Annotated in this window: 14 protein-coding genes; 4 read left to right on the top strand and 10 right to left on the bottom strand. The window is 68.5% G+C overall.

The window, feature by feature from the left end:
* Positions 1-69 precede the first annotated feature (69 nt).
* Together A7X12_RS01350 and A7X12_RS01355 are read right to left on the bottom strand one after the other, a co-directional pair.
* On the bottom strand, positions 70-1,467 hold the full coding sequence (locus A7X12_RS01350; RefSeq protein ID WP_232318235.1) for an HD-GYP domain-containing protein: 1,398 nt from the start codon (positions 1,465-1,467) through the stop codon (positions 70-72).
* Between the two features lie 30 nt (positions 1,468-1,497).
* On the bottom strand, positions 1,498-2,337 hold the full coding sequence (locus A7X12_RS01355; protein WP_064309849.1) for an ABC transporter permease: 840 nt from the start codon (positions 2,335-2,337) through the stop codon (positions 1,498-1,500).
* 52 nt (positions 2,338-2,389) lie between these two features.
* Between A7X12_RS01355 and A7X12_RS01360 the strand changes: the two genes are divergently transcribed.
* Both A7X12_RS01360 and parE read left to right on the top strand, forming a co-directional pair.
* Positions 2,390-3,115 carry a GcrA family cell cycle regulator gene (locus A7X12_RS01360; protein WP_064309850.1) on the top strand — a complete coding sequence of 242 codons (726 nt, stop codon included), beginning with the start codon at positions 2,390-2,392 and terminating at the stop codon, positions 3,113-3,115.
* Positions 3,116-3,336: 221 nt separating this feature from the next.
* Positions 3,337-5,313, top strand: coding sequence for a DNA topoisomerase IV subunit B (gene parE, locus A7X12_RS01365; protein ID WP_064309851.1), 1,977 nt, complete (start codon positions 3,337-3,339; stop codon positions 5,311-5,313).
* A gap of 11 nt (positions 5,314-5,324) precedes the next feature.
* Here parE and A7X12_RS01370 read toward each other — a convergent pair whose 3' ends face one another.
* The 7 genes from A7X12_RS01370 to A7X12_RS01400 form a co-directional block, all read right to left on the bottom strand.
* Positions 5,325-5,768, bottom strand: coding sequence for a lysozyme inhibitor LprI family protein (locus A7X12_RS01370; protein ID WP_064309852.1), 444 nt, complete (start codon positions 5,766-5,768; stop codon positions 5,325-5,327).
* Between the two features lie 81 nt (positions 5,769-5,849).
* Positions 5,850-6,317, bottom strand: a complete 468-nt coding sequence (locus tag A7X12_RS01375; protein ID WP_064309853.1) for a lysozyme inhibitor LprI family protein — start codon at positions 6,315-6,317, stop codon at positions 5,850-5,852.
* The gene (locus A7X12_RS01380) at positions 6,307-6,669 is read right to left on the bottom strand and encodes a hypothetical protein (RefSeq protein ID WP_064309854.1); all 363 of its coding nucleotides are present in this window, start codon (positions 6,667-6,669) and stop codon (positions 6,307-6,309) included. The genes A7X12_RS01375 and A7X12_RS01380 overlap by 11 nt, the downstream gene beginning before the upstream one ends.
* A 452-nt stretch (positions 6,670-7,121) precedes the next feature.
* Complete coding sequence (locus A7X12_RS01385; protein WP_064309855.1) at positions 7,122-7,382, bottom strand: hypothetical protein; 261 nt, start codon at positions 7,380-7,382, stop codon at positions 7,122-7,124.
* A complete protein-coding gene (locus A7X12_RS01390; protein ID WP_064309856.1) occupies positions 7,361-7,927 on the bottom strand; it encodes a GNAT family N-acetyltransferase in 567 nt (188 codons plus the stop codon). The genes A7X12_RS01385 and A7X12_RS01390 overlap by 22 nt, the downstream gene beginning before the upstream one ends.
* Positions 7,914-8,744: a TIGR00266 family protein gene (locus A7X12_RS01395; protein ID WP_064309857.1), complete on the bottom strand. Its 831-nt coding sequence runs from the start codon at positions 8,742-8,744 to the stop codon at positions 7,914-7,916. The genes A7X12_RS01390 and A7X12_RS01395 overlap by 14 nt, the downstream gene beginning before the upstream one ends.
* Positions 8,745-8,809: 65 nt before the next feature.
* Complete coding sequence (locus A7X12_RS01400; protein WP_064309858.1) at positions 8,810-10,831, bottom strand: protein-disulfide reductase DsbD family protein; 2,022 nt, start codon at positions 10,829-10,831, stop codon at positions 8,810-8,812.
* Between the two features lie 79 nt (positions 10,832-10,910).
* On the opposite strand from A7X12_RS01400, the gene A7X12_RS01405 reads away from it, so the two are divergent.
* Positions 10,911-12,551, top strand: coding sequence for an alkaline phosphatase family protein (locus tag A7X12_RS01405; protein WP_064309859.1), 1,641 nt, complete (start codon positions 10,911-10,913; stop codon positions 12,549-12,551).
* A gap of 52 nt (positions 12,552-12,603) precedes the next feature.
* Here A7X12_RS01405 and A7X12_RS01410 read toward each other — a convergent pair whose 3' ends face one another.
* Complete coding sequence (locus A7X12_RS01410) at positions 12,604-13,503, bottom strand: right-handed parallel beta-helix repeat-containing protein (protein WP_064309860.1); 900 nt, start codon at positions 13,501-13,503, stop codon at positions 12,604-12,606.
* A 128-nt stretch (positions 13,504-13,631) separates the two neighbouring features.
* Here A7X12_RS01410 and A7X12_RS01415 point away from each other — a divergent pair, with 128 nt between their 5' ends.
* Positions 13,632-15,068, top strand: coding sequence for a circularly permuted type 2 ATP-grasp protein (locus A7X12_RS01415; RefSeq protein ID WP_064309861.1), 1,437 nt, complete (start codon positions 13,632-13,634; stop codon positions 15,066-15,068).
* The last annotated feature ends 133 nt before the right edge of the window (positions 15,069-15,201 follow it).

A 15,201-nucleotide genomic window follows, 5' to 3' on the forward strand; every position in this document is an offset into this window, starting at 1 on the left:
GATCCCCCCTCAGGCCCTGTCGCCTCGCCCCCGCGAGTCGTCGCGCAGGACCCTATGCCGGAAGGGTTTTCACTTCGTAACGATTTCGCGCAGCGCGGCGAAGACATCCCCGTCGATCGCCTTGCCCACCTCGCCGCCCATGATGGCGAGCGCCTGCTCCACCGGCAGCGCCGCCCGGTACGGCCGATCGGCGGTGAGCGCGTCGTAGAAATCGCAGACGGTGATGATCCGCGCCTCGCGGGCGATCAGCATCGCGTCCAGCCCCAGCGGATAGCCCCGCCCGTCCAGCCGCTCGTGATGCGCACCGGCCACCGCCGCCATGTCGCGCAGCGGGCCGATGCGCGAGAGGATGGCGGTGGTGTGCGCGGCGTGGCTGCGCATCTCCTCCCACTCGCCATCGTCGAGCTTGCCCGGCTTCTCCAGCACGCGGCTGCTCACCGCCAGCTTGCCGACATCGTGGAGCATGGCGCCGCGCTTGAGCGTGCGCAGCGTCGCGCCGCCGAAGCCCAGCGCCTTGCCCAGCGCCGCGGTATAGTCCCCCACCCGGCCGGAATGGCCGCCGGTATAGGGGCTCTTGGCGTCGATCACCGCGCCGAAGGCCGCCGCGATGTCGTCCAGATAGTCCTCGTCAACCGCGACGCGCTGCTCCTCCGGCTCGAAGGCGCGGACGCGGGCCTCGAGCGCAGGATGGACCAGTTCCGCCCAGAAGCCGGGTTCGCGCGCCACCAGCACGAAGCAGCGCGCGAGCGCCGGATCGAACCAGCTGCCGGCGCGCACCGTCACTTCCTCGATCGCCGCCTCGGGGCCGCCCGCGGCATGGAACACGTCCACGATCTGCGCGAGCAGGGCCAGCTGCGCCGCCAGCGGGATCGCGTCGCCCCGCAGGCCGAGCGGCTTGCCGCTGCCGTCCCAATGCTCGTCCAGCGCCGCGATCGCCTGGGCGACGGGCTCCGGAAAGCGGAGTTGCCGGGCGATATCCGCGCCGCGGGTGCAGCGGGTCTGGATCAGGTCGGTCACGATCGCGTTGCCGTCGCGCAGGATGGCGAGGATCGCCTTTGCCCGCGCGCCCAGCCGCTGGCCCTGACCGGTGCGGGTGAAGACATAGCGCAAGGTCGGCCCCAGCCCCACGGCGAGCAGCTTGTGCTCCTGCTTCACCTGGCGATCGTCGGCGAGATAGAGTTCGGCGATCCGCGCTGCGTTGCTGCTGCAGCCAAGGTCCTTGAGCAACGTGGCATAATAGACCGTCCGGCGCTCCGCCGCGGGCAGCCGCAGCGCCGCGGCCATGCAACTGGCGATCCAGCAGGCGCGCAGCGAATGGCCCTCGGGCTGCCCCTCGGTCAGGTCCAGCGCATAGGAGAAGGCGCCGAGGATCTCGGCGAGCGACGTCGTACCGTCGGACCGCGTGTCGAAATGGGTCGAGTCGTAGTGCAGCATGGCGGGCGCGTCCGAAAGTGGGGCGGCACCCATAGCGTGATCGCGCTTAAGCGTTGGTTGCGCTTAACTCTTAATCTTCCAGCCGCGGCGCAGCAGCCCGTAGCAGAACAGGCCCAGCACCACGTCCAGCGTCAGGATCACCAGGCTGCCGACGAGGATCGGCGAGTCCGCCACGCCGAGGAAGCCGTAGCGGAAGCCGGAGATGATGTAGAAGAAGGGGTTGGCATGGCTGATCGCGCGGAACACCGGCGAAAGATTCTCCACCGAATAGAAGGTGCCCGACAGCAGCGCGAGCGGCGCCACGACGAAGTTCGTCACCGCCGCGGCGTGATCGAACTTCTCCGCCCAGATCGAGGTCATCACCCCCATCAGCGCGAGGAACAGCGAGCCGAGGAAGCCGAACCAGAGGACGGCCCAGAAATGCGCCGGGAAGACGTGGACGCCCCACAAGGCCATCGCCAGCCATACCGTGCCGCCGACGCAGAAGGCCCGCGTCACCGATCCGCCGGCCAGCGCCGCCAGCATCTCGCCGGTGGAGAGGGGCGGCATCAGATAATCGACGATGGTGCCCTGGATCTTGCCGACCAGCAGCGAGAAGCTGGCATTGGCGAAGGCGTTCTGCAGCATGCCCATCACGATCAGGCCGGGGGCGATGAAATCGGCATAGTGAATCGAGACGCCGTCCAGCGTCACCGTCCGCCCGCCGCCGCCCAGCGCGACCGTGAAGATCACGAGATAGAGCAGGGTGGTGACGGCGGGTGCCCACACCGTCTGGAGCTGCACCTTGAAGAAACGGCGCACCTCCTTGATATAGAGGGTGCGCAAGCCTCCCCAGTTGACGTTGCGAATCACCGGAACGCCCGGCTCGGGAAGCTGTGAACCGATTTCGGGGTGGCTGCTCATGGCGCGATCGCGTACCCGCTGACGCCGCCGCCCGCAAGACGAAGGAACCGAAGTGAGCTGGACCGACGAGCGTATCGAAACGCTGAAGAAGATGTGGGACAGCGGCCTGACCGCGACGCAGATCGCCGAAGAGCTGGGCGGCGTGTCGCGCAACGCGGTGATCGGCAAGGCCCACCGCCTCGGCCTGCCCTCGCGCCCGTCGCCGGTGAAGGCCAGCGAAGCCAAGGCTGCCGCCGCCGCTGCGCCTGCCGCTCCGGCCGAGCCGAAGCCGGCCCCCGCGCCGAAGCCCGCGCCCGCGCCGGCCGCCCCCCGCGTCCAGGCCGAGGCACCCGCCCCCGCACCGCGCCCGGCGGCACCCGCCCCGGCCGCGCCCCGCGTCCAGGCCGAGGCCCCCGCGCCTGCGGATGCAGCCGAGCCCGATGCGCCGCGCGCACCGCAGCCGGTGCTGCGCTCGGTCGGCCCCGGTGGCTTCATCCGCCAGAATCCGGGCGAGCAGGCCCCGCCGAGCGCACCTGCGCCGCCGCGCCGCCTCGTTCCCGCCAAGCCTAGCGAGGCGATTGCCGGCAAGACGACGCTGCTCGATCTCAACGACAAGATCTGCAAGTGGCCGCTCGGCCATCCGGGCGAGCCGGACTTCCATTTCTGCGGCGAGAAGGTGAACCCGGGCTTCCCCTATTGCGTCGACCATTGCGGCCACGCCTATCAGGCACAATTGCCCCGCCGCGATCGTCGTCCGGCGCCGACCATGCCCTTTGGCGGCACCCCGCGCCCGCGCTGAGACGCGGCAAGTCTCTCCACCCGCATTCCCCTCCCGCTTGCGGGAGGGGCTAGGGGCGGGGCTGAAATCCAGCCGCGCTTCTTCCAGATCGGTCCCTCCCCGCCCCTCCCGCGAGCGGGCGGGGAGCGATCGCCGCTCACGCCGGACCGCCGCTCCCTCCGGCAAATCCCGCCCCCACCGCCGCCTTGCGCGGCGGGCCCCGCACCCCCTATACGTTCCGCATGTCCGAAGACCTCTTCGCTGCGCCCTCCGTCCCCTCCGGCACCTATGACGCCTCGTCGATCGAGGTGCTCGAAGGCCTGGAACCGGTCCGGCGCCGGCCGGGCATGTATATCGGCGGCACCGACGAGCGCGCGCTCCACCATCTTGCCGCGGAAATCCTCGACAATGCGATGGACGAGGCCGTCGCCGGCCATGCCAACCGCATCGAGGTGACGCTGGCGGCGCCCAACCGCATCACCATCGTCGACAATGGCCGCGGCATGCCGGTCGACCCGCATCCGCGCTTCCCGGACAAGTCGGCGCTCGAGGTGATTCTCTCGATGCTCCATTCGGGCGGCAAATTCTCGGGCAAGGCCTATGCCACCTCGGGCGGTCTGCACGGCGTCGGCATCTCGGTGGTCAACGCGCTGTCGGTGGACACCGTGGTCGAGGTCGCGCGCGACAAGCAGCTCTATCGCCAGCGCTTCAGCCAGGGCCAGACGCTGGGCCCGCTGGAGAAGATCGGCGGCACCCCCAACCGGCGCGGCACCAGCGTCGCCTTCACCCCCGACCCCGAGATTTTCGGCGAGATGCTGTTCAAGCCGGCGCGGCTGTACAAGCTCGCCCGCTCCAAGGCCTATCTGTTCGCCGGCGTCGAGATCCGCTGGAAGTGCGATCCCGCGCTGATTACCGACGACACGCCCGCCGAAGCCGTGTTCCAGTTCCCCGGCGGCCTTGCCGATCACCTGAAGGAACAGGTGGGCAGCCGCGAATGCGCCACCGCCGATTTCTTCGCGGGCACCCAGGAATTTCCCGATTCGCAGGGCCGCGTCGAATGGGCGGTCGCCTGGCCGCTGTGGAGCGACGGCAGCTATAGCTGGTACTGCAACACCATCCCGACGCCCGATGGCGGCACGCACGAGCAGGGCCTGCGCCAGGCGCTGGTGCGCAGCCTGCGCAGCTTCGCCGATCTGGTCGGCAACAAGAAGGCCAAGGACCTCAACCCCGACGACGTCGTCACCGGCTCCGAGGTGATGCTCTCGGTGTTCATCCGCGAGCCGCAGTTCCAGAGCCAGACCAAGGACCGCCTGACCAGCCCCGAGGCGACCGCGCTGGTCGAAAAGGCGGTGCGCGACCATTTCGACCATTTCCTCACCGACAATATGGAGCGCGGCAAGGCGCTGCTCGGCTATGTGCTCGAGCGGATGGACGATCGCCTGCGTCGCAAGCAGGAGCGCGAGGTCAAGCGCAAGTCGGCCACCACGGGCCGCAAGCTGCGCCTCCCGGGCAAGCTGACCGACTGTTCGGCCGACAGCCCCGAAGGCACCGAGCTGTTCATCGTCGAGGGCGATTCGGCCGGCGGATCGGCCAAGCAGGCGCGCGACCGCAAGACCCAGGCGATCCTGCCGATCCGCGGCAAGATCCTCAACGTCGCCAGCGCGACCTCGGCCAAGATCCTGGCGAACCAGGAAATCGCCGACCTGATCCAGGCGCTGGGCTGCGGCACCCGCAAGGACTGCGATGCCGCCCATCTGCGCTACGAGCGCATCATCATCATGACCGACGCCGATGTCGACGGCGCGCATATCGCGACGCTGCTGATGACCTTCTTCTTCCAGGAAATGCCGGACCTGGTGCGCAAGGGGCATCTCTACCTCGCCCAGCCGCCGCTCTACCGCCTGACCGTGGGCTCCAAGAGCCTCTACGCCCGCGACGACGCGCACCGCATCGAGATCGAGAAGACGGCGTTCAAGGGCAAGAAGGTGGAAGTCAGCCGGTTCAAGGGCCTCGGCGAGATGAACCCCAACCAGCTCAAGGAAACCACGATGGATCCCAAGACGCGCGGCATGCTGCGCGTGACGCTGCCGCAGGAATATGAGGAGCGTGCAGGCGTGAAGGACCTGGTCGACCGGCTGATGGGCAACAACCCGGCGCACCGCTTCGCCTTCATCCAGGAGAATGCGGCGCGGCTGGACGAGGAAGTGATCGACGCCTGAGCGGGCGCGGCTCAGCGCGGCGCGTTGCGCGTCGCACGGGCATCGGGCGGGCGCAGCCAGTGGATGCGCCGGTTGGTCGCATGCACGCGGCAGAGATAGAAGGTCACGCCTTCGCTCTCGAACGGGTGTTTCTCGGTCTCGGCATTGCACTGCATTTCGCGCTCGGTGACCCACTGCCGCTCCAGCGCGGCCAGCCGCGTGCGCTGCGCCGGCGGGAGGCGGTCGCGCACGCGCTTGTACAGCTGGTTCAGCACCCGATCGCGCCGCTTCCACTCCGTCTCCGCACAGGCCATGCGGCCTATCTCGAACAGGTTCTCATCGTCGGACCGGCTTCGCTGCCATCGCTTCGCGGCGCGCATGCAGGCGTGAAACGACGCCGACAATTCGCCCTGCCATGCCGGCGATTGCACGGGCATCGGCCCGGGCCCCAACAGCATCGCCAGAAATGTAAGCATCGGAATCCACCTTTCGTCGCCATCTGAAGCGCAAGGCCAGGGCCGCACCAATGCTTCCAAGCAGTCTGATCGTCGCGCCGCTTATGGCCGTCGCTCGGAACGCCCCGAATGCGTCTGCGCACGCAGCCAGGTAATGCGCTGATCGGTCTCGATCAGCTTGCAGGCATAGAGGATCACGTAATACGGTTCCGCCCTGTCCCGGGCGGTTTGATCCCAGCATTTGTCCTCGGTCGCATTGGACCATGCCCGCTGGAGCGTAATCAAGCGCGTCCTTCGCTCCAGAGGCAGGCTGTCGCGCAGCGACTCATAGGTTGCGTTCAGGATCAGTTCGCGGCGCTCGAATGCATCTTCCGCGCAATTCTCTTCGGCCGCGTCTCGCCGCACCTCGTTCTTCGAGAAGCGGGCCTTGGCCTGCCGAACACAGACAAAATAGCTGGGCGGAAATGCCTGTTTCGCGTCCTGTCCCATGGCGGGCGCGCCTGCGAAGATCATTGCCGCCAGCATCAACCCATTGAACATGATGCACGCCTCCCGCGCCTTATCGACCACGTTCCTTCCGCAACATGTCTAGCGCATCGGCATGTTCCTGCGGATAGCGTTTTCTCAGAATATCGGCAGATTGGCTGGCTTGGTCGCGCTTTCCGGTGGCGAGTTGACGCTTCCACAGGTGCCGAACATGCTCGCCCCGCCGCGCATACGCATTGTTGATCAACGCCTCCTCGTATCTCGGATCGGACCTTGCCACCGTCCGGTCGGTCTGGCGCACCGCATCGGCGAGAATGTTGGCCGCGTGACCATGCTGCACGGCGATCGACCAAGTAACGTTGCGAACCGCATCGCTCGCCATGAAGGCGGCGGCGTCTCCGGTATTGGTTGCGAGCTGGTAGCTGCCATCGGACACGCCGCCCGCATCGCCTTTCCGGTGCTAACCGTGCCGGGCCCGCGCCCGCTTGTCTCGTGGCGCTCGGAGAGAATGCCTAGGCTGGCGCCATCATCGAATCGCGTTGCACGCCCGGTACGCCTGCCGCCGCTCGACTCGCGGGCCCGGGCCCCCGCTTGGCTGCCCCCCCGGCCCCGAGGTGAATCGCCCGTCGCCCGGATGGTGGTTCGGGTTGAACATCCGTTCGATCGCGCCGTCGTCGGGCAGATCCGGCACATGCCGGCCAGTTCGCAGGTAGCGCGCGAAGGCGCTGTTCCCCATGGTTTGACTGCTCGCTCCTCGCATACGCCGCCCTCCGATAGAGAACAAAACGCAAACGAAAACATGCTGTGTAGGACAGCGCCAATCACACCGTAGCGCGGAGAAACGCACCGAATCGGATCCTCCGCGCGCCGCACTTTCGGATGGGTACCCTACAGCTCCCCGCGCATCCGGCGCTGGTGGTATTTCACCCGCACGGTGATGCCGAGCACCATCAGGAAGAACGCCACGCCCAGCACCGCCGCCGGCACCGCGACCGGCATCGGCCACACCTTCGCCCGCAGCGCCGCGAGCAGCGCGCCGAGCACCGCCAGCCACACCGCGCCCATCCGCAGCGGCCGCGCGATCTGCTTGAGCTCGGCCTTGTAAGCGGCGCGCTCGGCCGGGTCGTTCAGGCGGGGCGGGGTCGGCATGTCCATTCTTCCTTCAGCAGCCCGTAGAGCGTGGTGTCGCGCACGCCGATATGGGTCTCCCATTCGGCGCGCAGCACCCCCTCCAGCCGGAAGCCCAGCCGTTCGAGCAGCCGGCGCGAATACACATTGTCCGGGTCCGTGTCCGCAAAAACCCGCCGATGCTGCTCGGCAAGGAAGAGCTGGTCGAGCGTGGCGGTCAGCGCCTCTTCGGCAATCCCCTGCCCCCAGTGCGCGCGGGCGAGGAGATAGCCGATCTCGCTGACCGCCGCCCGTTTCTCCCCCACTGCGACATAGCCGATCGCGGTATCGTCCCCGGCAAGCGTGATCGCCCAGACACGCCAGGCCGGGTCGCCGCGCGCCAGGCTGGCGCGGGTCTGATCGAGGGTCTGGTGGGGGGCATGGCTCCACCAGGTCATCAGTTCGGCATCGGAGAGGCTGGGGAACAGCGCCTCGGCATCGTCCACCGTACGCGGCCGCAAGCGCAGCCGCGCGGTGGTCAGCACCGGCGTGCCGCGCGCGGCGCCCGTCGAATCAGCGATTGCCACCGATCAGGTCGCCCAGCCCGCCCAGCACCGAACCCTCGCCGCGATTGTGCCCGCCGCCATTGGCCGCGGCGAGCATCCGCCCGGCCAGCCGCGCGAACGGCAGCGACTGGATCCACACCTTGCCGGGCCCGCGCAGCCGCGCGAAGAACACGCCCTCGCCGCCGAAGAGCATGCTGCGCACCCCGCCGACCGAGACGAGGTCGAAGTCCACCGAGGGCGTCAGCGCGGCGAGGCAGCCGGTATCGACATGGAGTTCCTCGCCCGGCGCCAGCTCGCGCTCGACGATCGCCCCGCCCATCTGGACGAACACCCAGCCATCGCCGTCCAGCCGCTGCATGATGAAGCCCTCGCCGCCGAACAGCCCGGTCATCACCCGGCGCTGGAAGGCGATGCCCATCTGCACGCCCTTGGCGGCGGCGAGGAAGGCATCCTTCTGGCAGATCAGCGTGCCCCCGATATCGGCCAGCCGCAGCGGCACGATCGCGCCGGGGATCGGCGCTGCGAAGGAGACGCGCGCCTTGCCGCTGCCCTGATGGGTGAAGACGGTGGTGAACAGCCCCTCGCCGGTGACGAGCCGTTTCCCTGCCCCCAGCAGCTTGTCCATGAACCCGCCGCCCGCGTTGCTGCCGTCGCCGAACACCGTCTGCATGGTGATCGCGGCGTCCTTCCACACCATCGCACCGGCCTCGGCCACCGCGCTCTCGCCGGGATCGAGCTCGATCTCGACGAACTGGAGTTCCTGCCCCTTGATCTCGAAATCGATATCGTCGGCAAAGCCTTCGCGGCGCGTGTGCGACCAAGGGCTCATCGGCGGCATGTGCATCCCTCCTTAGCGTGTTGCACCTGCCTACTACACCAACTCGAAGCCCAGGCGAAGCAGGATCAGCCGCCCTTCGCGCGGGCGGCGAGCAGATCCTGCGTCAGCACCTGCGGCAGCACCTCGGGCGCGTCCTGCCCCGGCTTGTACCAGAGGTAGAGCGGCACGCCCGCGCGGTTGTGCGCCTCGATGAAACGGCCGAGAGTCGCGTCGCCATTGGTCCAGTCGCCGACCAGCACCGCGACCTTGCCGTCCGCCAGCGCCTTTTCGACCGCCGCCGTCTCGATCACCGCCTTTTCGTTGACCTTGCAGGTCAGGCACCAGTCGGCGGTGAAATAGGCGAAGACCGGACGGCCCTGCGCGCGCAACTCGGCAAGGCGTGCCTCGCTGAACGGCTCGGCCCCGGCCATCGCGGCTGCTTGCGGGCCGGCAGCGGCGGGATGCACCAGCGCCACGCCACCGAGCGCCAGCAGCACCAGCGGCACCGCCGGCAGCCACGCGCGGCTGCGGCCCTTGGCCTGCCGCGCACCCGCCCACCACAGGCCCAGCGTCGCGAGCAGCGTCGCGGCGAGGCCGATCGTCATGCCGTCGACACCCGCCTGCTTGCCCAGCACCCAGGCGAGCGCCAGCGCGGTGAGGAACATCGGCACCGAGAGGATATGCCGCATCGTCGCCATCCAGGCGCCCGGCTTGGGCAGCTTGCGGCGGAACGCGGGCACGAAGCCCAGCAGCAGGAACGGCAGCGCGATGCCGAGGCCCAGCCCGCCGAAGATCGCCAGCCCGGCGAACCAAGGGAGCACCAGCGCCGCTCCCAGCGCGGAGGCCATGAACGGCCCCGTGCACGGCGTGGCGATGAACGCCGCCAGCGCACCCGTCGCAAAGGCCCCGCCATGGCCCTTGCTCGCCGCGCGATTGACGAAGCTGGGCGTCATGATCTCGAACAGCCCGGCAAGGTTGAAGGCGATCGCGCTGACGAGCAGCAGCAGCACCAGGATCACGCGCGGATCCTGCAGCTGGAACGCCCAGCCCACCGTCGCGCCCGCCGCGCGCAGGCCGAGCAGCAGTCCGCCGAGGGCCAGGCACACCAGCACCACGCCGGCGGTGTACGCCAATGCCTCGGCGCGCGGGCTGCCTGCGTCGGTATTGGCCTTGGCGAGACTCAGCGCCTTGAGGCTCAGGATTGGGAAGACGCAGGGCATCACGTTGAGGATCAGCCCGCCCAGCACCGCCGCGAAGAAGGCCCCGATCGCCGCCAGCCAGGGCGTGGCCGCCGGCCTGCCGGGCGGCACCGCCCCCGGCGTTGCAGTGACCGTCAGCCCCTGCCCGTCGATCGCCAGCACGCCTTCGAGCGCTGCGGGCGCGGTGCGGGCCTTGGTCTCGAGCAGCAGCCGGTCACCGTCGCGCGCAACGGTCTGCGGTGCGGCATAGTCGACCGCGTTGGCGGTCAGCGGGTAGAAATACACGTCCTTCGCCGTCGCCCCGGCCGGATAGGGCACCGCGATCCGCAGCGTGCCGCCTTCCGCCTGGAAGGTCGCCGGTGTGCTGAGCGGCTTGGGCAGCTTCGCACGCCAGCCGTCGAACTTCGCGCGCGTCGCCGGATCGATCGTGCCGTCGCCGATGGTGAGGCTGGTTTCGAGCGCGGCCTTTTCGGGGACGCACAGCGTATCGGTGCAGACGAGATAGTCGAGCTTCAGCTTCACCGGCAGCACGCCGGCCGCGTCGGCAGGGATGTGCAGCGTCGTCAGCCGGACGAACGTGCCTTCGTAGACATAGTTCATCAGCCCGGCGATCAGCAGCCGCTGCGGCACCGGATAGCGGAAATCCTCCGCGCGCGCTCCTGCGGGGAGCGTCCAGCGCGCCTCGGCGGGAAGCCCCGCATCGCCGGGATTCTGCCAATAGGCATGCCATTTGGGATCGGGGGTCGACACCAATGCCAGCGTCACGTCGCTGCCCGGCTTCGGGCGCTGCGTCTCCGCCACCAGTTCGCTGCGGACATGGGGGCCCTTGGCGAACCCCTGCGCGATCGCAGGCGTGCCGCCGAGCAGGAGGAGCAGGAGCGACATCAAAGCGAAACGAAGCTGGGCCATGGCGCCGTCCTTGCCCAGTTCGCCGCATTCGACAATAGCTGGGTGTACCAACGTCCACCCGTGCCCGGAGCCGGCCCCGATGAAACTGCTTGCCCCCTTCGCCGCCGCGCTCGCGCTGGCCGCCACCCCCGCTCTCGCCCAACAGGCCGCGCCCGCGCCTGCGCTGCCGGCGAGCCCGCCCAAGCTGGTGGTGGTGGTCTCGGTCGACCAGTTCTCGGCCGACCTGTTCGCCGAATATCGCAGCCAGTTCACCAGCGGCTTCGCCCGGCTGATGAGCGGCGCGGTGTTCCCCGCCGGCTATCAGAGCCACGCCGCGACCGAGACCTGCCCGGGCCACTCGACGATCCTCACCGGCGACCATCCGTCGCGCACCGGCATTATCGCCAATGACTGGACCGACTTTGCCGCCCCGCGCGCCGACAAGACCGTCTATTGCGCCGAGGACGAGACCGTGCCGGGCACGGATTCGAACCACTACACCGTCTCCGACAAGCATCTGAAGGTGCCGACGCTCGGCGAGTGGATGAAGCAGGCCGATCCGCAGTCGCGTGTCGTCTCGGTCGCCGGCAAGGATCGCGCGGCGGTGATGATGGGCGGCCACAAGGTCGACGAACTCTGGTGGTGGGACGGCAAGGCGTTCGTTTCCTATGCCGGCCGCACCGCGCCCGACGCCGTCACCAAGATCAACGCCGCGACCAGCGCGCGCATCGCCGAGGCGCAGCCCGCGCTCGACCTGCCCGCCTTCTGCAAGGCCCGCAGCCGCGCCATTCCGGTAAGCGCGACGAAGACCGTCGGCGACGGCCGCTTCGCGCGTGCGGCAGGCGACGCCAAGGCGTTCCGCATCTCGCCCGAGTTCGACGATGCGGTGCTGGCGCTCGGCGCCAAGCTCGCCACCGACATGAAGCTCGGCCAGCAGGGGCATACCGATCTGCTGATCCTCGGCGCCTCGGCGACCGATTATGTCGGCCACACCTACGGCACCGAAGGCAGCGAGATGTGCCTGCAACTGCTCTCGCTCGACCAGACGCTGGGGCGGCTGTTCGATGCGCTGGATCGCACGAACGTCGACTATCAGGTGGTGCTCACCGCCGACCATGGCGGCCACGACCTCCCCGAACGCCACCGCGAGCATGGCGCGCCGACCGAGCAGCGCATCACCGCCGACGTCACCACCACCAACATCAGCCGTGCGCTGGCGGGCAAGCTGAGCCTGACCGGCCCGGTGCTGGTCGGCGGCCCGGGCGGCGACGTGTATGTCACCCCGTCGGTCCCGCAGGCGAAGCGCGCGGCGGTGCTCGCCGAGGCGGCGAAGCTCTATGCGGCGAACCCACAGGTGCAGGCGGTGTTCACCCGCGCCCAGATCGAGGCGACGCCGATCGTCCACACCCCGCCCGAGACGTGGAGCCTGCTGGAGCGCGCCCGCGCCTCCTATGATCCGCAGCGGTCAGGCGACCTGATCGTCGCCCTCAAGCCGCGCGTCACGCCGATCCTCGATCCGGGCGTCGGCAATGTCGCGACGCATGGCAGCTTCTGGGACTATGATCGCCGCGTGCCGATCCTGTTCTGGCGCAAGGGCATGACCGGCTTCGAACAGCCGCTGTCGGTGGAAACGGTGGACATCGCACCCACCCTTGCCGCGCTGATCAAGGTGCCGGTGCCGGTGGAGATCGACGGGCGCTGCCTGGATATCGACGCGGGCGCGGGCGATAGCTGCAAGTAAGCTGCTTCCAATCCCCCTCCCGCTCGCGGGAGGGGGGCGACGGTGGAGAGGCTTACCGCCGCTCGAACGCGCGCATACCGGTCAGCCGGTTGTTCGCCACCGTGATGCGCCCGCCGGAGATATCCGCCACAAAGGCCGGGTCCGCCGGCGCGCCCGGCGCGAGGCTGGCGGTATTGCCTTCCACCCGCAGCCCGTCGGTCGGGTAGGTCCGCGCCTCCGCGGCGACGACGATCAGACCCGAGCGATTCTCCTTGCCCTTGCCCTGCACGAAGAGGTTGCCGGCGATCGTCCCCGTGCCGCCCTCGGACAGGTCGATCATATAGTTGGTCTTGCGCCCCGCACTGTCGTCGAAGCTGTTGTCCGTGATCGCCACCCGACGCGCACGCAGCTTGACGTAATGGCCGCCGGTGCCGCGCTCGAAGCGGCTATGGGTGATCGTCACCAGCCCGTCGACCGAGAGGTACACCGAATGCGCGCAGCTCGGCGATTCGTCGCACTGGCCGAGGCCGGCGAAGCTGGAGCGATCGATGGTGATGGTGCGCACGGTGGGATGGCCGCCGCCGAGGACGCCTTCCTGGCTGTCTAGAAAGGTCGAGCGGGTTACGGTCAGGTCGCCCATCTCGATGCGGATGCCCGCCCCGTTTCCGTCGCGCACACGGAACTTGCGGAAGACGATGCCGTCCACCGCCGATCCGCGCCCGCGCAGCACAAAGGCCGCCTTGCCCTCGCACACGGTGTTCTCGAAGATCGCAGTGCCCGGTTGCACCGCCTTGAACGTGATCCGCCCGCCCGCCTGCACTACGCACTGGTGGTAGATGCCGGGCGCGATCAGGATCGTGGCGGTGCCGTCGCGTACCGAATCCACGGCGGCCGCGAGCGTGGGATAGCCCTGCCCCGTCTCGGCGACGGTGAAGGGGGCGGCGGATAGCGCAAGCGCGAGCAGCATCGACATGCCCGCACCATGGCACGACCGCGGTTAAAAATCCGCCGATGCGCAGAGCTGCACATTCGCCGCTTGTGCGCCGCAACGAAGCATTGCAGCATGCACCCAATCGGTCACTCGGGCGTTTGGGAGCTTCGATGGGATCACTGGGGGCGTTCGACGAAATTTGGGGACATGGCGGCCCGGAGGCGCCGCGCGAGGCGTTTGCCGCGCTGTCGCAATGGATAGCGGATACACCGTCCGAGGAATTGCAGCGCCGTCAGCAATCCGCCGAGGCCGCTTTCCGCCAACTCGGCATCACCTTCGCCGTCTATGGCGATAGCGACGCCGCCGAGCGCATCATCCCTTTCGACATCGTACCGCGCATCTTCCTGCGCCATGAGTGGGAGAAGCTGAGCGAGGGCCTGGTACAGCGAGTCGAGGCCATCAATGCCTTTCTCGAGGATATCTATGGCGCCCGCCGGATTCTGGACGAAGGCATCCTGCCGCCCGAACTGATCCTGCGCAACGAACAGTTCCGCCCCGAAGTCGCGGGAATCCGCCCGCCGCACGGCGTCTGGGCGCATATCTGCGGCATTGACCTGGTGCGCACCGGGCCCGATGAGTTCTACGTGCTGGAAGACAATGCCCGCACGCCTTCCGGCGTGTCCTACATGCTGGAAAATCGCGAGGCGATGATCCGGCTGTGCCCGGAGCTCTTCCGCGATTTCCGCGTGGCGCCGGTCGACAGCTACCCGGACATGCTGCTGGAAACGATGCGCTCTGTCGCGCCCCTCGGGCGGGCGCGGCCGGTGTGCGTCGTGCTGACGCCGGGGCATTTCAACTCTGCCTATTACGAGCACAGCTTCCTCGCCGATTCGATGGGGGTCGAGCTGGTCGAGGCCGCCGATCTCGTGGTCGACGACGACATCGTCTATATGGAGACGATCGCCGGCCGGGTGCGGGTGGACGTGATCTACCGCCGCATCGACGATGATTTCCTCGACCCGTTGGTATTCAAGCCGGACTCGCTGCTCGGCGTGCCGGGACTGATCGCCGCCTATCGCGCGGGCAATGTCGCGCTGCTCAATGCGCCGGGCAACGGGATCGCCGACGACAAGGCGATCTACAGCTATATGCCCGAGATCGTCCGCTTCTATTCGGGCGGCGAGGCCAAGCTGCCGAACGTCGAGACCTGGCGCTGCCGCGAACCGCAGGCGCTGAAATATGTGCTGGATCACCTGCCCGAGCTGGTGGTGAAGCTGGTCGACGGGTCGGGCGGCTATGGCATGCTCGTCGGGCCCACCGCGACCAGCGAGCAGATCGAGACGTTCCGCGCGGCGCTGATCGCCGAGCCGCACCGCTATATCGCGCAGCCGACGCTGGCGCTGTCGACCGTGCCGACGCTGACGGACAAGGGCCTCGCCCCGCGCCATGTCGACTTCCGCCCCTTCGTGTTGACCGGCAGCGACAAGGTGCGGGTGGTACCCGGCGGGCTCACCCGCGTCGCGCTGCGCGAAGGATCGCTGGTGGTGAATTCCAGCCAGGGCGGCGGCACCAAGGACAGCTTCGTGCTGCTGGGGGATGCGGCATGAGGGGGGTACGCGCCACCTGTGATCGTCATCCCGACGAAAGTCGGGATCGATTGCCCTCAGCGCATCGGCTCGTGCTTCCACCGAGTATGGAATGGATCCCGGCTTTCGCCGGGATGACGGATGGTGGGGAGGC

Origin of the sequence: Sphingomonas sp. TDK1 (assembly GCF_001650735.1) — a bacterium.
In the GTDB taxonomy this organism is placed as follows: domain Bacteria; phylum Pseudomonadota; class Alphaproteobacteria; order Sphingomonadales; family Sphingomonadaceae; genus Sphingomonas.